This window comes from Puia sp. P3, from assembly GCF_050632245.1.
Lineage (GTDB): Bacteria > Bacteroidota > Bacteroidia > Chitinophagales > Chitinophagaceae > Puia.
This window is the reverse complement of the sequence record NZ_CP192583.1, coordinates 575909-596084: the sequence shown is the minus strand read 5'-3', so window position 1 is coordinate 596084 and position 20176 is coordinate 575909. Positions and strand designations below refer to the sequence as shown.

The 20176-nt window shown below is 55.5% G+C and carries 19 protein-coding genes; 12 read left to right on the top strand and 7 right to left on the bottom strand.

Annotated elements, in window-relative coordinates:
• Positions 1-4 precede the first annotated feature (4 nt).
• The 3 genes from ACQ86N_RS03520 to ACQ86N_RS03510 form a co-directional block, all read right to left on the bottom strand.
• A complete protein-coding gene (locus tag ACQ86N_RS03520) occupies positions 5-1459 on the bottom strand; it encodes a hypothetical protein (protein ID WP_431213971.1) in 1455 nt (484 codons plus the stop codon).
• Positions 1460-1567: 108 nt separating this feature from the next.
• Positions 1568-2827: a sensor histidine kinase gene (locus ACQ86N_RS03515; RefSeq protein ID WP_431213970.1), complete on the bottom strand. Its 1260-nt coding sequence runs from the start codon at positions 2825-2827 to the stop codon at positions 1568-1570.
• Complete coding sequence (locus tag ACQ86N_RS03510; RefSeq protein ID WP_431213969.1) at positions 2827-3504, bottom strand: response regulator transcription factor; 678 nt, start codon at positions 3502-3504, stop codon at positions 2827-2829. The genes ACQ86N_RS03515 and ACQ86N_RS03510 overlap by 1 nt, the downstream gene beginning before the upstream one ends.
• Before the next feature lie 255 nt (positions 3505-3759).
• Here ACQ86N_RS03510 and ACQ86N_RS03505 point away from each other — a divergent pair, with 255 nt between their 5' ends.
• On the top strand, positions 3760-4929 hold the full coding sequence (locus tag ACQ86N_RS03505; RefSeq protein WP_431213968.1) for a PQQ-binding-like beta-propeller repeat protein: 1170 nt from the start codon (positions 3760-3762) through the stop codon (positions 4927-4929).
• A gap of 81 nt (positions 4930-5010) precedes the next feature.
• On the opposite strand, the gene ACQ86N_RS03500 is transcribed toward ACQ86N_RS03505, so the two are convergent.
• The gene (locus ACQ86N_RS03500; RefSeq protein WP_431213967.1) at positions 5011-5295 is read right to left on the bottom strand and encodes a VOC family protein; all 285 of its coding nucleotides are present in this window, start codon (positions 5293-5295) and stop codon (positions 5011-5013) included.
• Between the two features lie 344 nt (positions 5296-5639).
• Between ACQ86N_RS03500 and ACQ86N_RS03495 the strand changes: the two genes are divergently transcribed.
• The 7 genes from ACQ86N_RS03495 to ACQ86N_RS03465 all read left to right on the top strand — a co-directional run bounded on the left by ACQ86N_RS03495 (position 5640) and on the right by ACQ86N_RS03465 (position 10594).
• On the top strand, positions 5640-6467 hold the full coding sequence (locus ACQ86N_RS03495) for a GlxA family transcriptional regulator (protein ID WP_431217968.1): 828 nt from the start codon (positions 5640-5642) through the stop codon (positions 6465-6467).
• Positions 6464-7714, top strand: coding sequence for a LamG-like jellyroll fold domain-containing protein (locus ACQ86N_RS03490; RefSeq protein WP_431213966.1), 1251 nt, complete (start codon positions 6464-6466; stop codon positions 7712-7714). Before ACQ86N_RS03495 ends, ACQ86N_RS03490 begins: the two co-directional genes overlap by 4 nt.
• A gap of 45 nt (positions 7715-7759) precedes the next feature.
• Positions 7760-7915 carry a hypothetical protein gene (locus ACQ86N_RS03485; protein WP_431213965.1) on the top strand — a complete coding sequence of 52 codons (156 nt, stop codon included), beginning with the start codon at positions 7760-7762 and terminating at the stop codon, positions 7913-7915.
• A 154-nt stretch (positions 7916-8069) separates the two neighbouring features.
• Positions 8070-8507: a hypothetical protein gene (locus tag ACQ86N_RS03480; RefSeq protein ID WP_431213964.1), complete on the top strand. Its 438-nt coding sequence runs from the start codon at positions 8070-8072 to the stop codon at positions 8505-8507.
• Entirely contained in the window at positions 8504-8677 is a 174-nt protein-coding gene (locus tag ACQ86N_RS03475) for a hypothetical protein (protein WP_431213963.1), read from the top strand. The genes ACQ86N_RS03480 and ACQ86N_RS03475 overlap by 4 nt, the downstream gene beginning before the upstream one ends.
• Before the next feature lie 122 nt (positions 8678-8799).
• Positions 8800-9975 carry an epoxide hydrolase family protein gene (locus tag ACQ86N_RS03470; protein WP_431213962.1) on the top strand — a complete coding sequence of 392 codons (1176 nt, stop codon included), beginning with the start codon at positions 8800-8802 and terminating at the stop codon, positions 9973-9975.
• Positions 9976-10159: 184 nt separating this feature from the next.
• Positions 10160-10594, top strand: coding sequence for a helix-turn-helix domain-containing protein (locus ACQ86N_RS03465; RefSeq protein WP_431213961.1), 435 nt, complete (start codon positions 10160-10162; stop codon positions 10592-10594).
• Positions 10595-11056: 462 nt separating this feature from the next.
• On the opposite strand, the gene ACQ86N_RS03460 is transcribed toward ACQ86N_RS03465, so the two are convergent.
• Entirely contained in the window at positions 11057-11392 is a 336-nt protein-coding gene (locus tag ACQ86N_RS03460) for a hypothetical protein (RefSeq protein WP_431213960.1), read from the bottom strand.
• A 224-nt stretch (positions 11393-11616) separates the two neighbouring features.
• On the opposite strand from ACQ86N_RS03460, the gene ACQ86N_RS03455 reads away from it, so the two are divergent.
• Positions 11617-13080 (top strand): DUF6056 family protein, encoded by a 1464-nt coding sequence (locus ACQ86N_RS03455; RefSeq protein ID WP_431213959.1) that lies wholly within the window; start codon positions 11617-11619, stop codon positions 13078-13080.
• 2 nt (positions 13081-13082) lie between these two features.
• Here ACQ86N_RS03455 and ACQ86N_RS03450 read toward each other — a convergent pair whose 3' ends face one another.
• Together ACQ86N_RS03450 and ACQ86N_RS03445 are read right to left on the bottom strand one after the other, a co-directional pair.
• Positions 13083-13838, bottom strand: a complete 756-nt coding sequence (locus ACQ86N_RS03450) for a response regulator transcription factor (RefSeq protein WP_431213958.1) — start codon at positions 13836-13838, stop codon at positions 13083-13085.
• Positions 13835-16984 carry a ligand-binding sensor domain-containing protein gene (locus ACQ86N_RS03445; RefSeq protein ID WP_431213957.1) on the bottom strand — a complete coding sequence of 1050 codons (3150 nt, stop codon included), beginning with the start codon at positions 16982-16984 and terminating at the stop codon, positions 13835-13837. Before ACQ86N_RS03445 ends, ACQ86N_RS03450 begins: the two co-directional genes overlap by 4 nt.
• Positions 16985-17133: 149 nt before the next feature.
• Between ACQ86N_RS03445 and ACQ86N_RS03440 the strand changes: the two genes are divergently transcribed.
• From ACQ86N_RS03440 to ACQ86N_RS03430, 3 genes are read left to right on the top strand one after another with little or no spacing between them, the layout of a single operon-like run.
• A complete protein-coding gene (locus ACQ86N_RS03440) occupies positions 17134-18186 on the top strand; it encodes a TonB-dependent receptor plug domain-containing protein (RefSeq protein WP_431213956.1) in 1053 nt (350 codons plus the stop codon).
• Entirely contained in the window at positions 18134-19042 is a 909-nt protein-coding gene (locus tag ACQ86N_RS03435; protein WP_431213955.1) for a hypothetical protein, read from the top strand. The genes ACQ86N_RS03440 and ACQ86N_RS03435 overlap by 53 nt, the downstream gene beginning before the upstream one ends.
• Entirely contained in the window at positions 19032-20171 is a 1140-nt protein-coding gene (locus tag ACQ86N_RS03430; RefSeq protein WP_431213954.1) for a hypothetical protein, read from the top strand. Before ACQ86N_RS03435 ends, ACQ86N_RS03430 begins: the two co-directional genes overlap by 11 nt.
• Positions 20172-20176: the final 5 nt, after the last annotated feature.

Below are 20176 nucleotides of genomic sequence, written 5' to 3'. Positions count from 1 at the left end.
ACGCTCAGTTACAAGTTCCGACGTTGGGGTCGGCCGTCATCGATCCATTGACCACCGTATAGTTCGCGGGCCAGCTGGAGCTAATGATATACCAGGCCAGGTCGCCAGACTCATATACATAGTCCTCATAGTTCTCAAGGGAAGCGTTCCGATCAAAATAGATTCCCTGCGGTGGTGTTATATTAATGCCGCCTTGTTGCAGTGCCTCCAATGCCCTCTCCGTGTCGGTTTCGCTAAATACTGCAAAATTAACTCCGCTGACATTGGTAATATAGGAGAGAATTGCAGAAAACTGACTTGCGGTGACGGGGATGGTCAGACCTGCATTGTAGTGTTGTCCTCCGTCATTACCAAGGCTGGAAGTCGTTGCCTGCGTATAAGCCGAGACAGTCGACGTGGGATAAAAACCGATACAGCGGGTGATCATGGCACCGTTAGCCAAGGTTTCAGCAAAACGCAGGAATGTGTGCCCGGTATTGTACAGAGGAACTGATCCGGGGGCGTTCTGGGTGAATGCCACCTGTTGACCAGGCGCCGGCGAATTCACCAGCAAGGCTACTGAATAGCTGCTCCCGTTGGCATCAAAACAGTGTGTATAGGCAGGAATGTCGGAAATAGCACTTGAAGGTGGCGCAAAGGTAAATGCGCGGTCCCATGCCAGTATCTGTGATAGCGTCAGGCCAGTGGTATTGCTTATGTCATTGTAGTCGTAGATGACTTTTTGCGCAATGGTCCCTCCCGGGACGCCTGTACCCCCACCGGCCGAACAGCCGTCGTCGCCATAAGTGTCAATAAACGAGCAATTGTTATCCACGCATATATAATATGTATAGTCCGTGCAGGTAGCATCCCTGTTGTCTGTGACCTGCCTGGTCGCGTGGTCTATGACCGGCTGATCGATCAGGTGGAGTGCCTGAGCCGACGTACTGCCGTATCTATAAGCTGCCTGGAGTTGACCTTTCCAGTTCTCAACAGTGATAACCCCGGTAAATTTCCCGATGGGCCGGTACATATACGCCTCATCGGCCATTCTGGTGATTACTTCGGTGTGCATGCTGTCCTGTTTGTCAAGATAGAGCAGCAAAGTTGAAGTGGAGTCAAGAGATATATTTCCCATTACTGTCTGAAATGATACATTCTCTTTATAGACTAAAGGAACAACGACTGTCTTTCCAAAACTAAGGTCCAGAACGTGCGCACGGCTCCAATCAGGACTCTTATGAAGAGTGGCCTTCAAACTTGCCGAAAGAGGAGCCTGGTCGGGATTGTAAGACGACTTGATGGTCGATTCGAAATAGCTGCGGTACGACTCAACGATATTCGTCGTCGCAGATGTCTGCTGAGTTTCCGACGATTTACGGCAGGCGAAATAGGAAAGGCTGAGCAACAACAAAAGGGCAGGGAAAAAGACATACGGCTGCGGCAGTCTTGCAGGGAAAGGTTTAAAATAATTCAGCATTGTGGTTTAATTTCCGTAAATATATATGGGTTACCATTCTCCTAGCATTAGAATGGTTAGACGTGCAGGAATTCCATATAGCCGTGTCGTTTTGGGCAATAGTCGTGTCTACCAGTGAATAGTAAACGAATGTCGGCCGTCAGTAAACTCATATTGCACCTGCATGGCCGTCGTATCGCAGATCTGTCTGATGATCGAGAGTCCGAGTCCGTGGTTGCCGGGCTGGTCGGGGTTTTTGTAGAAGCGGCGGAAGATGCGGCTGCTGTCGAGGGCTTCGGCGGCGCCGGTATTGCTGACGCGCAGATGATTGGGCCGCAGCCGGGCGAGGATCTCGCCGTCTTTTACGTTGTGGCGGATGGCGTTGCTGAACAGGTTGTTGAGCAGGATATCGACGAGCTCCCGGTTGGCTGGTATGGAGGTCTCGGAGAGGTCTAGCCGGCACTGAAGATTGCGGGCATGGAGCAGCTCCTGTAGCTGCTGGACCTTGTCTTTAAGGACGAGGTCGACGCGGATATCGTCGATAGCGCTGAACTGGCGGTTGTCGATCTTCGTGAGCAGCAACAGCGATTCCTGGAGCCGGGTCATGCGGCGTACGGATGCATAGATGCCCTGGAGCAGCTGGCTCTGCCGTTCCGTCATCCTCTCCTGCATCATCATGTCGAGGTTCGACCGGATAATGGCCAGCGGCGTCTGCAGCTCGTGGGACGCGTTCTCGCTGAACTCTTTCAGGTTGCGGTAGTCGCGGTTGGCGTTCTCAGCCGCCTTTGTAAAATGGGCGTTCATCAGCCGGAACTCCTCGATATTCGAGTCGGGGAAGGCCGGCCGGTTGGGGTCGTCGATCTTGAAGTATTCGATCAGCTGCAGGGACTGGTAGAAGGGTTTCCAGATCTTCGAGAGGATCCGACGGATGATCAGCATGAAGAGAATAAGGGTCACCGAGGTCGTGACGATCGCCATCTGGACGATCAGGATGGTCAGGTGCCGGGTGCCCTCCAGCGGCTGTATGACGGTCACTTCCCAGGGCTGTCCGTTGAGCATCGTTGTGAACGTGAGTTTCCGCGAGATATGGTATTTCCGTTGCTCGGGGATAAATTGCATCGTATCACTGACGACGCTGTCCTTCAGCGCGGCTGCCTTCCTGAACAGGATCAGCTGGTCGTCGAAGGTATTGATCTCGGGCAGGCGGTTGTTGACGCGAATGTAGTTGGCAACCCGCGACTTGCTGCGGACGAGGATGGCGTCGAGCTCGCCCTGCAGGATCCGTCGGACCAGGAAAAAGCTGCTGACGATGCCCGCGAGCAGGAGGACCAGCACGACGGGAATGATATGCTGATAGTAGAGTGTCGTTAATTTTATCTTACGCCGCATCAGCCGATGGAGAATTTATATCCCATGCCGTAGACGGATTTGATATAGCTGGGACAACCTGCGTCCGACAGTTTCTTACGGAGGTTTTTTATATGAGAGTAGATGAAATCGTAGGTGTCGGTCATCTGAACCGAAGACTCCCAGAGGTGGTCGACGATCGACTCCTTCGTGATGACCCGGTTCTTGTTGCTGGCAAAATAGACCAGGAGCTCATATTCCTTCCTGGTGAGGTTGAGGTCGCCGCTGTCCGTGCGGGCGGCCTTTGCCACGAGGTCTACGGTGAGCAGGCCCAGCACCAGGATATTATTCCCTTCGAAGGCCCGCCGGCGGATGATGGCGCCCACCCTGGCCGAAAGTTCGGCCATGTGGAAGGGTTTGACCAGGTAGTCGTCGGCGCCGAGCTCGAGGCCCTCGACTTTGTCGTTCAGCGAATTTTTCGCCGAAATGATGAGAACGCCGTCGGACTGCTGTTTGTTTTTCAGTTGCCTCAGCAGCTCGAGGCCGCTGCCGCCGGGCAGGTTGATGTCCAGTATGATGCAGTCATATTGGTTGCTGTCCAGTCTTTCCTTTGCCGTAGAGAATGTGGCCGCGGTCTCGCAGGTGTAGAGACTTTGCAGGAGATAGCTGCTGATATTGCGCGACAGCTCGGGTTCGTCCTCGATGATTAGCAGGTTCAAGCAGGTAGAGTTTATGAAAAATTGCGTGCAATGATAGCGTGGATTTTGCGGGTACGCGGGTTGGGTATGTTATCTTTTTATAAAGTTTTCTTCCGGAGCCCGCCGGCTCCGGCAAATGGAGCCCCGGAGCCCCGGCGGCTTACACGCCTATCCCCCATATCGACACAGTTAACGGCAAAATCTGCACGCCGGTCAGATGGAGGGTCGGCCAATCGGATTCTCGTCTAATTTTGTCGGCGATACTTAATTTACCCCTTGGAAAAATCACCCCTACTCCGCAGGCCCCAACGGCCAAAGAGCGCCGCCGAACACGAAAGGCTCGTCTTTCTAACCGACTCCTTTCGGGTCTATGACGCCGCCAATGGCCGGCTGCGCCTATATTCGGGACCATACGGCATCCATTTTGGGAATGCTCCGAACAATACAACTATCGATAACGGTCTGGCATATCAGGCGTCGGAGGACGGCCTTCTGGCGCTGGATCTCGCTACCGGCAACGTACAGTTCGCCAGGTATTTCTCCCACGGCTACAGCGCCACCAGCGCCTGCCAGCCTATTATCGAGGGCCCGCACCTGTATCAGTGTTTTTACAACTACTGCGGCTCCGATCTCTACTGCATCGACAAGTCCACCGGAAACACCATCTGGCAGACCAATACCAATCTTGGCGGGTACGCCGACGGCTTCTTTCCGACGACGGCCCGGACGGGCCGGACCATCATCGTAGCCGGTATCGAAGGTCCCGCCTGCTTCTCAAAGGCTACTGGCGGGCTGGTCTGGACCAATTATTCGGCTACTGAATACGCCAAACTTACCGCCTGCCACAGGGCCTGTACAGACAACAGAGCGCTATTTTTTTCAAAGGCCGGGCGCTCGCTATATGCCTTTGACGCGGAGAACGGCGGCTTTCTCTGGAAAGCAGACCTGAGCCTCTTCGGGATCAATTGCATCCGAAACCCCTACTATCACGGCGACAGGATCTATATCACCCACGAGTATGACGCGAGCGCGCACTACGACATGACGATCCTCGTATTTGACGCCCGCACGGGTCAGCTGGTCAGTCAATATATGTATCCCTGCGCCATACGCGCAGTCGGTTATCACGACCAGCACTTCTATGTTTTTGAATCGCCTGCCCCTGGCCGCGCAACTACCCGGCTCAGCAAACACTTACTGACAGACGGGACGACTCTCTGGTCAAAGGCCCTGGACGGGGAGTTTGGACAAGGAATAGTCACCACGCCCCAGTTCATATATTGTATCTCCACCTACGGCCCCGATGAACCCGGCGCAAGGGCCATGAACGTCCTCGACCAGGCGACGGGCGCGCTGGTACAGCAGTATCCGGTATTTACGGATCATGGCGCCGCGCCGGTAGTCGTCGACGGTGCGGGCAAGGCCTGGTACCAGCAGCGGCCATAAAAGGTGTTTATACGGCGCAGCGGGACGCCGCGGCAGGCGCTCATTTCTGATGCAGGCACAGACCGTTCCCGTCCGGGTCCTTCAGCCAGGCGAAGCGGCCCCGGGGGTGTCGTCGATCTTGCCGGCGTCGATACCTTTGGAGGCAAGTGCCTTAATTTCGCCTTCGATGTCGTCCGTCTCGAAGATGATCCCGTGAAATCTGGCCAGGGAGAGGGTGGTGTTCTCACCGGGAAGGGCCATCTGGAGCCAGGTGCCGCCATGGCCATCGGGGGCTTCGACTACGACCCGCCAGCCGAGTTTGGAGTAGTACTCTTTGGCCTTCTGCTGATCCGTCACGGGGATCATGATAATCTCTGCTGTTTTCATATTCTTACATTTTGATAGCACAAAGCTAGGGAGCCAGCCCTGCCCGGACACCGGGTAAAAACGCCATTCTTACCTGTTGATCGCGACAGAAGAGATGGTTATCTTTAGGATATGAAACACGTATCCATTCTTCCGCTGCATTATGCGACGATCAACTCTATCGACAGCGCCCAGGGGATGCTGACCAGGGTGAACGACTTCCTGCGTTACCAGCAGAAGGAGCCTTATTTTACGGTGGATATCGTGGGTATCGAAAGAAGTATCCAGCTCAACAACGGACTCTATAACATCAACGCTAATACGACGATCGGCGAGGTGACAAAGACCGACCTGATCGTCCTCCCCTGCTATGCGGGGACTTCCCCAAAGCCATTCGGGCCAACGAAGGCTATCGCGAATGGGTACTGGCGCAGTATCGCCAGGGCGCGGAGGTCGCGGCGCTTTGCGTCGGCTCCTTCTTTCTTGCGTCGACCGGCTTGCTGGACGGAAAGCAGTGCGCCATCCACTGGGCGGCCAGGGACGAGTTCAGGTCTATGTTCCCTGATGTATCGACCGTGGACGGAAATATCATCACCGACGAATCAGGCGTCTACACCTGCGCGGGAGGATATTCGTATCTGAACCTTCTATTGTATATCATCGAGAAATATCAGGGAAGAGAGATGTCGGTACTGGCGTCGAAGATGTTCGAGATCGATATCGAGCGGAAGAGTCAGAATCCTTTCGCCATCTTCCTCGGCCAAAAACGACACGGAGACAATGAGGTCCTCGCCGCGCAGCAGCTGATCGAGGGGAATCCCACCGACAGTTTCTCAGTGGAAGAGATCTGTACGAAACTGGGCGTGGGGCGGAGGACGTTCGAGAGAAGATTCAGGACCGCCACCGGCAATTCCATCGCCGAGTATGTCCAGCGGGTAAAGGTGGAGTTCGTCAAGAAGCAGCTCGAGTCGGACCGCAAGACCATCAACGAGGTGATCTACGAGGTCGGATATAATGACGTGGACGCATTCCGGAAAGTATTCCGTCGCTATACCGACCTTTCCCCGTGGACTACCGGAAAAAGTACAAAACTTCCGGAAATCCACTATCTTTATAATACCCGCTACTTCCTTCGCAGTCCGGCAGCCAACAGTGCTCCGGTATTATTGTATCTCCAAATAAAAGCCCCATGACCAGGACAACGATGCTTGTAGTCTTTCTCTTTGCCATTCCTTTTGCGGCCGCCGCCCAGTTGCCTTCCGGTGGCGTGGCTTTTTACCCGATGAACAATACCGCCAACGACGTCAGCAGCAATGGATACAACGGCACGCTGACGCTAACTACGGCGACGACCAATCGTTTTGGTACGGCGGGTAACGCTACTTCATTTACGGCGTCCACATCCACTGGTACGCTCCCATCGGGGCTTGTAACGGCCCTGAAGGACGATTTCTCGATCGCCTATTGGTTCAAGACCACGATGACGGCGCCGAGCTCGACGCAGTGGTACGGTGGTTCCGCGCTGTTGGACGCGGAGGTCTGCGGCGGTACGGATGACTGGGGCACGGCGCTGATCGACGGTGGCAAGGTAAGCATGGGAATCGGCAATCCCGATATCACGATCAAGTCGACGAGCGCTACCTATAATGACGGCGTCTGGCATTTTGTAACGGCGACCCGCAACGAAGCCGCCGGAGCTATCACCTTATATGTCGACGGGGCACAGGTTGCAACTACGACGGGGACCGCTACCACGGCCAGGACGGCCCCCACCCTGATCGGTATGGGAAGGAACCCCTGCGTTTCGACGGGGGTATATACCGGAAGTCTGGACGATGTGATCGCGTATAGCCGTACGCTGAGCAGTACGGAGGTGGCCAATCTTTATAATTTTTACAGTGCGACGGCGCTGCCGCTGAGGTGGGCTTCTTTTACGGCGCAGATCAGAGATGGAGGCGTCGACCTGAAATGGACAACGGCGGATGTTTCGAATAACGATCATTTCGAGGTTGAACGCTCCGCGGCTGGTGACAATTTTGTTTCTATCGGGTCGCTGCCCGACAAGGGCGGCGTTTCCGGCTCGTATAGTTATACCGATGCGTCGCCCGGGCATGGCGTCGTTCTTTACAGGATAAAGCAGGTGGATATCGACGGAAGGTATTCCTGGTCTACTACTGCGGAGGTCGACATAACGTCCGCCGCAGGGCTCTTTCTCCGGAGTAATCCTGTGGGCTCGACAGTCGCCCTTGTAAATGCCCGGCAGCAGATGGTCCGGGGACTTCAGGTCGCCGATCTTTCCGGAAGGGTGCTGGTCAACAGGGTTTGTAATTCTTCGAATAGCCTTATCAGTGAGAATGTGGGGTGGTTGAAGCCGGGGTATTATTTTTTACGGGTCTGGTCCGACGGGGCAGCGACGACGCTTCGATTTGTCAAGCTTTAACAAAACATAAAGTTATCCATTTGCTTTATTTACTATGTTTGTCGCATGAACGGCAACTACCATCATAGCAACACCTCCCGGTGTGTGGTCCTCGACACGAGGGATAGTTATGTCGATTCGTTTACGGAGTTTCTACCCTTCTGCAAAGAGCTCTACTTTATCTCCAATTTCAAAGACTTCAGCACTTTGGTTAAGGCTTAGCCTGTCCCCGGCGAAGGCCGTTAGTGTATCTTATTCACGCGTCAGCCCTTTTGGCTGTCCCATCACCTGTATGAATAGCTGATCCATGTCACATATATTCATTGCATTACTCATTGTCCTGGCAATAGCCGGGATCCTTTTAACTCTTGTCATCATGCATAACAATCAGATAAGATCGAGCCGGCGCAGCATGCTTTCCTTTTTCCGGGACATCGCGGCGGTACACAATTTGTCCTTTACCGGTCAGGAGATATTACGCGCCCTGGCGATCGGCCTCGACGGTCCGAAGAGGAAACTGGTAATAGTAGAAGAAAAGAATGAGACCTACGACCCGAGGGTGATCGATCTGGAAGAGGTCCATACCTGCAGAATAAAGAAGGTGTATACGGCGATACACAGCAGCGACTACAAAAAGAACCGGCCCGACGACTACCTGAAGTCCATCGCGCTCGAGCTGGACCTTTGGACCCAAAAGGATCCGGTCGTGGTCTTCTTTTACCGCAACGAACAGAACAGCGTGCACGAGATCGCGGAGCTGGAAGCCCGGGTCCGCAGCTGGGAAACGATGCTGTCCAAAATTCTGGTCGCATGAAAACACAACTACGCGGAGTGATCGTGCTGGCGCTGGTCCTCCTGAATGTCGTGATCGTCGAGAACGGGTTCGTCCATGACGAGAGATGGTATTATCTGTTGCTGGTGGCTGTGCCGGGGCTGATCGTCACGGCTGCAAGGCCGCGGGGGCCGCGGGTGAGGGGCAAATAACCCCAAAATTTCACCTTTGAAAATGCCTGTCTCGGGCCGGATTTCGTCCATTCAGCGGGATTTCACATTGAGAAGCCTTGGGACGCTCGATACTTTTACAGAAATCTTTAAAAAATTTGACCATGAAACAGAGTAAAAGTATCATAGCAAGCACCGTGGTAGCCGGCGCGCTTGCCCTACAGGGTAATGCGCAGAGCGGTGGAACCATGAAGGCTGAATCCAGCGAGACGATCCGGCCTTTTCAAGTAAAGGTGTCGGACGCACAGCTGGCGGACTTACGGAGACGCGTACTGGCAACCCAGTGGCCGGAAAAAGAGACGGTGAACGACTACACGCAGGGCGTAAGGCTGGAGACGATGAAGGCGCTCGCGCACTACTGGGCGACGGACTATAACTGGCGCAAGGTGGAAGCCAGGCTCAACGCGCTGCCGCAGTTCATCACCAATATCGATGGTCTCGACATACACTATATACATGTCCGATCGAAACACAAGAACGCCATGCCGATCATCATCACGCACGGCTGGCCCGGCTCGATCATCGAGCAGATGAAGGTGATCGGACCGCTGACCGACCCGACGGCCTATGGGGGAACGGAGGAGGACGCGTTCGACGTGGTGATACCGTCGCTACCGGGATATGGCTTTTCGGGCAAGCCGACGACGACGGGATGGGACCCGCAGCGCGTTGCACGCGCGTGGATCACGCTGATGAAACGCCTCGGGTATACGAAGTATGTAGCCCAGGGCGGTGACTGGGGCGACGCAGTGACGGAGCAGATGGCGCTGATCGCGCCTCCGGGGCTGCTGGGGATCCATACCAATATGGCCGCTACGCTGCCGGCGGAAGTTTCGAAGGCGCTGGCGACGGGCGGTTCCACTCCCGCCGGACTGTCGACGCCCGAAGAGCAGCACGCCTGGGAGCAGCTGGACTATTTCTGGAAGCACGGTCTCGGCTATGCCAGCGAGATGGCGAACCGTCCCCAGACGCTGTACGGGCTTTCCGACTCCCCCATCGGTCTGGCAGCATGGATGCTCGACCACGACGAAAAAAGTTTCGAGATGATATCCCGTGTCTTCGACGGACAGACCGAAGGCCTCAGTAAGGACGATGTCCTCGACAACGTCACGCTCTACTGGCTGACCAATACGGCGGTCTCTTCGGCCCGTCTCTACTGGGAGAACAAGCTGGCATTTTTCGATATCAAGGGGATCACTATTCCGGTGGCGGTGAGCGCCTTCCCGGACGAGATCTATCAGGCGCCGCGCACTGGGCGGAGAAAGCTTTTCCAAAGCTGATCCACTACAACAGGCTCGAGAAAGGCGGCCAGCTTCGCAGCCTGGGAGCAGCCGAAGGTCTTTACGGAAGAGATGCGCGAGTCGTTTAAGACGCTGAGAAGCCAGCTGAAGAGCTAGGCGTGAGCGCAGGGCCCGGCTTGAGCAACCGGGCCCGACTTTTGGATGAACGGAGTTCCAAAATTTTGTGCAGGATAAGATGTTGTTACAGCTGCTGCTCAGGCTCAGGCACGAATTGCAGTCGCCGTCGGGACCGGGGAGGCTTTTGTACCAGTCTCTGGGGCTGTGTATCGCCATCCATATGAAGATACACCGCGCCATGCAGGCCATTCAGAACAGGAATAGCTCGCTGACCGGTATCGCCTACGATTTTGGCTTCTCTGATCAGTCTCATTTTTCCAGGACGTTTAAGAAAATTGCGGGTATTTCCCCGCGCCAGTACCAGGATTCCGAATATAGCAAGATCATACAAGTGCCGTCCCCTGGTAGCGATAACTTAGTGGGTTCGTTAAATCTTCCATTTTATGGTCCTTATTCCACCATTGATATTTTCGTGTACCGTCATCCACCGCAACTCCAGGAAGAGGACGATCGATCTGTCTATTGTGACACAACGAGATAATTCCATTGACGTCAGGGTCCGTCAGGAGGTCTATGACGGGACCGGGACACTGGTTGACACGGATGATGCGGAGATCGTTTGCCGGTCTGCCCTGGCACAATATTCTCGGTAGTAAGAGAAAAACAGCCACACGATGGCAAATACGACACCCCCACCGACGCCATCCCGCAGTCCACGACATGGGGAGCTCCCCAAACCGGCGCCATTAGGGCCGGATACACCCCAACCGCCCCAACATTCCGATCGTCCCGCCGGGGAACCGGACAAGAATCTGGCCGAACCCAACCCAAATCTGGCGGAACCAGACCCAAATCTGGCGGAACGTCCCGAAATACCGGGCACCAACCCCGATCACGACCCGGATATACCCGAACATCCAGGTCCCCCGCTGAGTGATCCCGATAGTCCACATGGATAATTTTTTCGTCCAGGCTGACCTCCCCGTGGGTCCGGGTACGCCTGCTATTTCGCTTTCACGAATTCCTTCCCTTTCCACACGACCCTGTCCTTGTCCAGTATCTTCGTATAGACCCCTTCGAGCCGCTGACAGCTGATGAAGCCATAGCTCAGCTGCGGCAGGGTGATCTCAAAGACATTGGCCTCTTTGTCTTTCACCGTATAGGAGTCGGTATTCATTTCGCGGACGACGAGGTTTTTGACAAAGACGCTGCACTGCGGCTGGATCGTCAGACTTATGCTGGTGATACCATCCACGGACAGCGTGTAGATAAGGTCGCCGCCTTCGGAATTGTATCTATGAAATTGCTGCTCGATCGGGTTGTTGATAATGAACTTCACCGAGTCGGAACCGGGATTATACGTGAATCTTCCGTCGCTGTGCTATCCATTTGTTGTTGCCGTTGGGGCTCTTGTCGCTGGTCTGCGTCTTGCGGGTGATGCTGCCAACGCCGTTGTACTCCATGGTCAGGCCGTAGCGACAAATGCAAGAGAAGCACTAGGGATATCCGTTAGTCATACGACGGGTGTATAACGATTAGTTTTTTACCATTATCTTTGGGCTCATGGCCAGGAAAACCATCTACAATATTCTGATCATCTCAGCGGGTTATGTCCTGCTGCCCTTCCTCTATATCGCGAGGTATGACCACCCTTCGGCGGAGGATTTTCTATATAGCGTGGAATTCTCCAAACACGGGATTTGGTATGTCGTCAAACAGGACTATCTCAACTGGTCGGGGAGATATCTTTCCCGTATCATTTGGTGGTTGACGCCTACGCGCTATCACTCCTTACAGGACTACCGGATCGCCGCGGGCCTGATGATCCTATTGTTTGCGGGCTCGGTGATCATAATGATAAGAGGTCTGACCCGGGGGCTTTTATCGACCCGGCAGGCCCTCGCCCTCAGCGCCCTGCTCATTGGCCTGTATTTTTCAAAGGCGCCCGCTATCTCTGAAGGATTCTACTGGTTCTCGAGCTATTCGATCTATCAGCTGGCCAATGTTCTCACGATGCTGCTGCTTGTCGCCGTGGTGCGACTGCGCCGGCCATCGGTGCCGGGTTTTCTGCTGTGCGCGATACTGTGCATAGCGATCATCGGCTGTAACGAAGTATCTCTGATCATTACAGTGTTGTTCATTCATTTCTATACGATCGGGCAGTATCTCAGGAGCAGGAGGCTGGACCCCTGGCTTGCCGCCCTGTGCATCGTCTGTATAGTAGCCGCACTGGCCGAAATAGCCGCCCCGGGGAATTACAACCGGCTCAATGGCGGTGAACAGTTCTCGAAATCGCTCAGCTGGACGGTGGCCGGCGCGCTGTCGATCAGCGCCGTGCATTTCAGTCAGTGGATCGCGCCGGTCCTGGTCGCGTTCCTCGTATACGTTCCGCTGTTCGGAGCACCGATAGCCCAAAAAATAAAGAACGCGGATCAGTACCCTGAGGCATCGGTAAAGAGTTGGGGCTGGTTCTTTGTTTGCACGCTGGGCCTGCTGCTGTTGTTCGTTGTCTGGACGGCGGGCGGGAGCAATCTGGGAAGGATATTCGACGTGATCTATCTCTTTTTTCTGCTGGGCTGTTTTTTTATCCTGCAGCTGGTGCTGAACAGGAACGAACAACTGGTGAGGACGGCAACGCAATATTCGTCCGCACTTGGCTGGCTGGGGTTGACCCTGTTGCTGGCGCTGCTGCTCGACGTCAATAACAATGTCTCCACTGCCTATGTCGATATCGTCGCGGGCAAGGCCGAGGCATACGACCGGGACCTGAAAGAAAGGGAAGTCATCGTTTCCCAGTGTCATTCGGACAGCTGCCGGGTTCCGTCCCTGACGGTTGTGCCATCCACGATCTTTTTTACGGATATCCATCCATTGTCCGAGCCTTCGGGGCTGTGGGTGAACGATTTCTATTCGAAGTATCTCAATGCCGGGTTTGTCGTGCCGGATAAGGCTGCGCCGGCGCCTGCGCGAAATATCGAGGCGCTGAGAGATATTGGCAGAACCCTGCGTCAGCGGATGATGAAATAGGCTCATCGCCCTTCCACATACTCCGAAGGCGTCATCCCGAACTGCTTCAGGAAGCTGCGGCCGAAATTGGTCTGCGAATGATAGCCCACCATCTCCGCGACCTCGTAGATCTTGTAGCCGCCCTGGCGGAGGAGCTCGGCTGCTTTCTTCAGACGCGTTAGGGTCACGAGTTCGTTGGGAGTGAGGTCGGAGATGGACTTGATCTTGCGGTACAGAGTAGGCCGGCTCATGTTCATGAACCTGGCCAGCTTGTCGATATCCAGGTCGGCGTCCTCGAGGTTGTTGTGGATGACCTCGGTCAGCTGATCGAGAAAGACCTCGTCCGCGCGCGAATAGGCGATGGTCTTGATATGTACCAGTGGTGAGTGCGCAAAATATTCCTTTAGCTTCGACCTGTTGACCAGCAGACTGGCGATCTGCGCCTGCAGGAACTCGGTCGAGAACGGCTTGTCCACATAGGCGTCGGCACCCAGCTCGAGCCCCTCGATCTTTGACTGAAGGGTATTTCTCGCCGTCAGCAGGATCACGGGGATATGACAAAACTCGAAGGAAGACTTGATGGCCCGGCACAAGTCAAAGCCATCCATCTCCGGCATCATCACGTCGCTGACCACCAGATGGACGGCTTCCTGCTTTAGCAATCGCAGCGCCTCCTCGCCGTCGCGGGCCTTGAGGATCGAATACTTCTCCGAGAGCTCTTCGCCCAGAAAACTCAGGATGTCCTCGTTGTCGTCTACCAGTAATAAAGTAGGTTTCATAGATCAAATTCTATCTCCTGGTGAATGGGGATGGTGAGTATAAATGTGTTGCGGTCGCTAACCCGGTCGCCGTTTTCGCCAGGCGCGGGCGCCTCCAATACGAGACTACCCTTGTGCATGGAGGCCAGCGACCGGGACAGCGCCAGCCCAATACCCGCGCCCTTCTGCTTCTCCGTCTCTTTCAGCCGGAAGAAGGGTTCGAAGATCTTCTCCTTCATTTCGGGCGGAATGATATAGCCGTCATTGGCGATGGCGATGGTAAAGGTTGCGTCCTGCGGAACCAGCGTCAGCTCTACCCTGCTGTGCGCGTATTTGACGGCGTTGCTTAGCAGGTTGCTGAGGATCTTGCTGAATGCGTCCTTGTCGACATAGGCGTAGAGCGGCCCGGGCGGGAGCGCAACGGCGAATGCAATGCCCCTCTGCTCTGCCAGTGGGATAAAACCCTGACACATCTCCCCGACCAGCGCGGTGATATTGGCCTTTACGAAGTTGAGGGAATAGCCCTGCAGCTCCGCCTGCCGGAAGTCGAGCAGCTGGCTGGTCAGGTCCAGCAGCCGGTTCGTATTCCGGTGCATGATGGAGAGGCTGTCCTTTATGGCATCCTGTCCACCGGCGACGCGCATCACTTTTTCCAGCGGTGCCTTTATCAGGGTCAGCGGCGTCTTGATCTCGTGGGCCACGTTGATAAAGAATTCGATCTTGCTCTTGAAGATCTCCTTCTCGCGGGCCGCCTCGAGCATTTCCATTTTTCGTCTGTTCTTCTCTTCGGTCCTGACGTGATAGCTGTAGATGATGTACCGCACGATGGCCCCCACGACGAGCGCGTACAGCAGATATGCCCACCAGCTGCGCCACCAGGGCGGGAGTATAGCGATGGTCAGCCGGGTCTCTTTCTGGTCCCAAACGCCGTCGCTGTTGGACGCCTTGACCTTAAAGGTATAGGTGCCAGGCGCCAGTTCGGTGAAATAGGCCTTGCGGTTGGTCTTCAGCTCGGTCCAGTTCTTGTCGAGGCCTTCCATCCGGTACGCGTACTCGGAAATCTCCGGGGCCGTGTAGCTGAGCAGGGCGAAGTCGATGCTGAAACTCGACTGGTTGTAGGGCAGCGTGATCGCCGTGGTACTGGTAATGGACTGACGTAAGGGCGAGCCCGCCGCCGCGATGGGAAGCTCCTTATTGTGTACCTGAAAGCCGGTGATATACACCCTGGATGCGAGCTGGTTCGCAGTAAAATGCCCGGAATTAAAGCTGATAAAACCACGCGCGCTGCCGAAATACATCGTTCCCGCGCTATCCTCGTAGGCGGAATTGAAATTGAACTGGTCGCTGAGCAGCCCGCTAGCCTGGGTAAAAGTCTTGACAGCGCGGTCCCGGGGATCCAAACAGACCAACCCACGCGAGGTGCTGATCCAGAGACGGCCTTTTTTGTCCTCCAGCAGGCAGAGGATGAAATTGCTCGGCAGGCCGTCGGCCGTGGTATAGCGGATGAAACGGCCGTTGTTGAACCGGCACAGCCCGCCTTCCGTGGCCAACCAGAGCCAGCCGCGGCTGTCCTCGAAGATGCTGTTGACCCGGTCGCTGCAGAGGGATGTGCTGTCCGTCCTGCTATAGCGGTAGTTGGTGGTCCCGCCACCGTGCCCATTGTTGGTGGTCTTTCCGTTGTAGCTGTAGAGCCCGCTGCCGTAGGTTGCCGCCCAGACGGTGCCGCCGCGGTCCTGCAAAAGGCTGGAATACCAGCAGTGTAAGGGCAGGTACGGCAGGCTGTCGAAATCGTCCTTTAAGGGATCATATTTATACGCGCCGATCGTTGTCCCCAGCATGAGCTGTCCGCCCGGCGGCTGGTAGATACAGTAGATAAAATTGCTCCTCAGCGAAGATCGGCCCGACGCGGCGTTATAGCGCCGGATCACCTTCCCCGTGCGGACGTCGAGTACGTCGAGTCCGTGTTCGAATGTACCCACCCACAATTCGTTGCCGCGGGGTAGCAGCCCGTGTATATTCGCATAGGTCAGACCGGTAGCCGTCCCGTCGGGCTGGTAGTGAGTGAAGGTTTGGGTAGCGGTGTTGAATTTATTGAGGCCCGCGTCTTCCGTCCCGATCCAGAGATTGTGGTACTGGTCTTCGCGGATCTCCCTCACGACATTGCCGCCGAGCGAGTTCTCGCCGGTCCTCGGGAAATATTTCTTAAAGGGCGTGTACTGCCGCGGATAGTAGTTGATCCCGCCAAAATAGGTGCCGACCCAGATGCCGCCCTCCCTGTCCTTGCAGAAGGTATAGACGGCGTTGTCCGAAATGGAATATGGGTCGTTGTACATCTTGTGGAGATTGACCACCGAGGTCCCATTGTATATAAAGATACCCGACTCGGTCGCGATCCAATACTCCCCGTCGCGCGTCTGCAGGAAGGCCCGAACGAAGATCTCGGTCCCGTCGCTGTTATAGGTGAGTATATCGGTGTAATCCCCGGTCGCGATCCGGAAACTCTTCGCGCCCTGATTGGAAGTACCGACGAGGATCTGTCCGTCCGAAGTAGCGTAGATCTTCTCGATCCATCTCGACCCCGTCCTGTGAGAATGCCCGAAAACGTCAAAAGGTGTAAACTTATCCGTATACGAATCGTATCTCTCCAAAAATCCATTGGTAGTAGCTATCCACACGTTGCCGTCCGAAGCGAGGCATATCGAGCTGGATTCGAAATAGTGTGAGATATCGTAGTACTGCAGTCTGCCGCTGGCAGGCGTATATTTAAAAAGCGAGAAGCCCGAGACGAACCAGAGATTGCCCGCCTTGTCCGCCTGCACGGCCCTGATCTGTCCCGCCGGAGCCGACGCCACCAGCCGGAAGCGTTCCGTAGACGTGTCGTATCCATACAGCCCGTTCTCCGTCCCCACCCACATATTCCCCGAAGGGTCCTCGCATAACGCGTGGATAAAATTGCTCCCGATGCTGTTGCTGTCGTCCGGCCTGTAGCGGAAGGTCTTGAAGGTATAGCCGTCGTAGCGGTTGAGTCCGTCCTTGGTACCGAACCACATAAAGCCTCTTCTGTCCTGTATGCTGCAGATGACCGCATTGTTCGACAGGCCCTGTTCCACCTGATAGTGGCGGAAATAGTAGGGCTGGGGCAGCGCCGGCTTCACGCAGCCGAGCAAAAACAACGCAAGCAGGGTCGTCCTCGGTCATATTGCTACAAAAATGAGATGATTTGCTGAAATTATGAGAGGAAAGGGCGCTACAAAGAAAATTATTCTTCCCAACTTCATACCGTCGTTAATTCGATTGCTTAACCAACAATACAGTTATGAGATTGACTTGCATTCACCTGCAGAGAGGCGTCCTATTCCTTCTCTTCGCCTGTCTGTTCTTTCCCACATTCGCACAGCGTAAAAACGTGACGTACCGCGGAACGGTCGTCAATGCCCAGCATACCCCGCTGGAAGGCGTGTCCGTCACCCTGAAGAGCGGCAGGGGCGTCAGCACCGACGCGCAGGGGAATTTTACCATCGAAGCGCCCGAGGGCAGCACCGTCGTGGTCAGCAGCATTGGCTACCAACCCCGCACCGTGACCCTGAAAGGGAATCTCATGATCCGGATGGACCAGCTGGCCGGCAACCTCGACGACGTCGTCGTGGTGGGTTATGGCGCGGTCCGTAAAAAAGACCTGACCGGGTCGGTAGCGGTGGTCAACGTCGGCGACGCGAAGAAGAATGCGTCCTATGACGTGGCAAAGATGCTGCAGGGCCAGGCCGCGGGCATCAGCGTCCACGGCTCGGGCGAGCCCGGCGGCTTTGTCCAGATCAAGATAAGGGGCACGAGTACGTTCGGAAACAACAGTCCCCTGTTCGTCATCGACGGCGTCCCCGTGGACAACCCCTATGATTTCCCGACGGACGATATCGAGACCCTGCAGGTCCTGAAAGACGCGTCCGCCGCGGCTATCTACGGATCGCGCGCGGCCACGGGGGTCATCATCATCACCACGAAGAAGGGCAAGGCCGGTCCTCCGCGGATAACGTTCACGGACTATATCGGAAAGCAGGATATCGCCAAACGCATCCCTGTCACTGACCGGGCAGGATATCAGAAGATCGTCAGCGCGGCGGAGACCAATGCAAAGCTGACGCTGGCGCCGGCCAACGATCCGTCCAATCCCTCCTATGTATCGAATATCAATACGGACTGGCAGAAGGCCGCGCTGAAGAGCGGGCTCATACAGGACCACAACCTCGGGATCTCCGGCGGCTCGGAGAACGTATCTTATCAATGCGTCTCTGGGTTACTTCAATCAGACGGGGACGCAGGTGGGACCGCAGGCTTACAACCGGTATACGCTCAACAGCGGTGTGCAGGGTAAAAAGGGCCGGTTTGCCTGGGGAGTAAAAGCGGCCTATACCCAGTCGCACAAGGGCAACTACGGCGCGACCAACGGACACGCGGTATTCGGAGGCACCGTCACGAGCATGCTGACGGCCATCCCGACGATGCCGGTCTATGATTCGGGCCGTCTGGGCGGCTACGGGGGCAGCGACGCGGTGAAGAACCGGGCCATCTCCGCCAATGTGGTCGGCATCAACAAGCTCGTCAACGACTATTCCAACCGGAACAGGATGTTCGGCAACGCCTGGGGCGAACTGGAGATCGTAAAAAATCTGAAGTACAAGTTAAACGTCAGCTATGACCGCACCGACTACAAGAATTTCCATTTCGAGCCCCGGTTCGATATGGGTTACTACTATCTCAATACGCAGTACTATATGTACGAGCAGGACGGCCACAACAGCACCGGTCTGGTGGAGAATACCCTCACGTATCAGCTGAAGGCCGGGAAACACAAGGTCGATTTTCTCGCGGGTATGACCTATCAGGAGGACAAGAACGAATGGATCGCTGCGACGGCGCAGGACACGACGGACCTCCCCTATCAGACCTTCGGCGCGGTCTCCAATCCCAGCGCCAAGGGTGTCACCAGCTGGAAGGGCACGGCCACGCTGTTCTCGCTGCTGGGAAGGGTCAACTACAACTACGAAGACCGATATCTGCTGACCGCGAATTTCCGGCGTGACGGTTCGTCCAGGTTCAGTCCCTATCACCGCTATGGCAATTTCGCCGGCTTCGCGGCGGCCTGGAATATCGGCAACGAGAAGTTCATGCACCTGCCCGAACTCATCAGCAGTCTCAAGCTCGAGGGGCGGGTACGGCGTGCTGGGTAATCAATCCTCTCTCGGATACTACGACTATCAGGCCTATATCAACAACTCCACCAATTACCTCTTCAACAACGCGCTCGCGCTGGGTTCCACGGTCGTATCGGTGGCAGATCCCGCGCTGAAATGGGAGACCACCCGGACCTCCGACGCAGCGATGGATATGGGTCTGTTCAACGAGAAACTGAGCTTTACCGTTGAGTATTTTAACCGCGTCTCGAAGGACATCATCACGTCCCTGCCCATCCCCTATTCCGTGGGTTCCTTCCCGCAGACGATCACGACCAATGCCGCTTCGCTGAAGAACACGGGCATCGAGCTGACCGTCAACTACCACGGCAGCGCCGGGGCGTTCAACTACAATATTTCCGCGAATGCCTATACGCTGAAGAACAGGGTGCTCAAGCTGGGCGGCACCGACAACCCCGTGTATGGCGCAGGCAGTAAGACGGCTGTAGGCAGGGAAGTGGGCGAGCTGTTCGGCTATGTCACGGAGGGGATCTTCCAGGACGCCAACGATATTGCCAAGCACGCTACGCAGCCGCAGGCCGGCGGTATCGCACCCGGCGACCTGAAGTACAGGGACCTCAACGGCAGCGGGACCATCACCGACTCGGACAGGACCTATCTCGGATCGACGATCCCGAAATTTTACTACGGCCTGAATTTCTCGGCGTCGTACAAGAATTTCGATCTCTCCTTCTTCTGGCAGGGCAATGCGGGTAATAAGGTGAACAACGGCGTTTATGCGGGGCTGATGGCCGGGCAGTACGGCAACAGTCATGCCGACGAGCTGAATTTCTGGACGCCGGCAAATACGCACACGAATGTACCGAGGCCGCTGATCAACGATATCAACAACGGAAAGTTCTCGGACAGGTTCATCCAGAGCGGGTCGTATCTCAGGCTACAGAACGCCCAGATCGGCTATACGATCCCCGAATCCACGCTGGGCAGGACCAAGACCATCCGGAGTCTACGATTCTATCTCTCGGGGCTCAATCTGCTGACGATCACTAAATACAAGGGCTATGATCCCGACTTTATCAGTGACGGCCTGTTCAACCGCGGCTATGACTACGGTTCGTTCCCCAATCCAAGGACGATCATGGTCGGTGTTCAGCTGGGATTATAAACGAT

Coding starts and splice junctions, on each gene's coding strand:
- ACQ86N_RS03520 (WP_431213971.1), bottom strand. CDS start 1,459: ATGCTGAATTATTTTAAACCTTTCCCTGCAAGACTGCCGCAGCCGTAT.
- ACQ86N_RS03515 (WP_431213970.1), bottom strand. CDS start 2,827: ATGCGGCGTAAGATAAAATTAACGACACTCTACTATCAGCATATCATT.
- ACQ86N_RS03500 (WP_431213967.1), bottom strand. CDS start 5,295: ATGAAAACAGCAGAGATTATCATGATCCCCGTGACGGATCAGCAGAAG.
- ACQ86N_RS03490 (WP_431213966.1), top strand. CDS start 6,464: ATGACCAGGACAACGATGCTTGTAGTCTTTCTCTTTGCCATTCCTTTT.
- ACQ86N_RS03485 (WP_431213965.1), top strand. CDS start 7,760: ATGAACGGCAACTACCATCATAGCAACACCTCCCGGTGTGTGGTCCTC.
- ACQ86N_RS03480 (WP_431213964.1), top strand. CDS start 8,070: ATGCATAACAATCAGATAAGATCGAGCCGGCGCAGCATGCTTTCCTTT.
- ACQ86N_RS03475 (WP_431213963.1), top strand. CDS start 8,504: ATGAAAACACAACTACGCGGAGTGATCGTGCTGGCGCTGGTCCTCCTG.
- ACQ86N_RS03470 (WP_431213962.1), top strand. CDS start 8,800: ATGAAACAGAGTAAAAGTATCATAGCAAGCACCGTGGTAGCCGGCGCG.
- ACQ86N_RS03455 (WP_431213959.1), top strand. CDS start 11,617: ATGGCCAGGAAAACCATCTACAATATTCTGATCATCTCAGCGGGTTAT.
- ACQ86N_RS03450 (WP_431213958.1), bottom strand. CDS start 13,838: ATGAAACCTACTTTATTACTGGTAGACGACAACGAGGACATCCTGAGT.
- ACQ86N_RS03440 (WP_431213956.1), top strand. CDS start 17,134: ATGAGATTGACTTGCATTCACCTGCAGAGAGGCGTCCTATTCCTTCTC.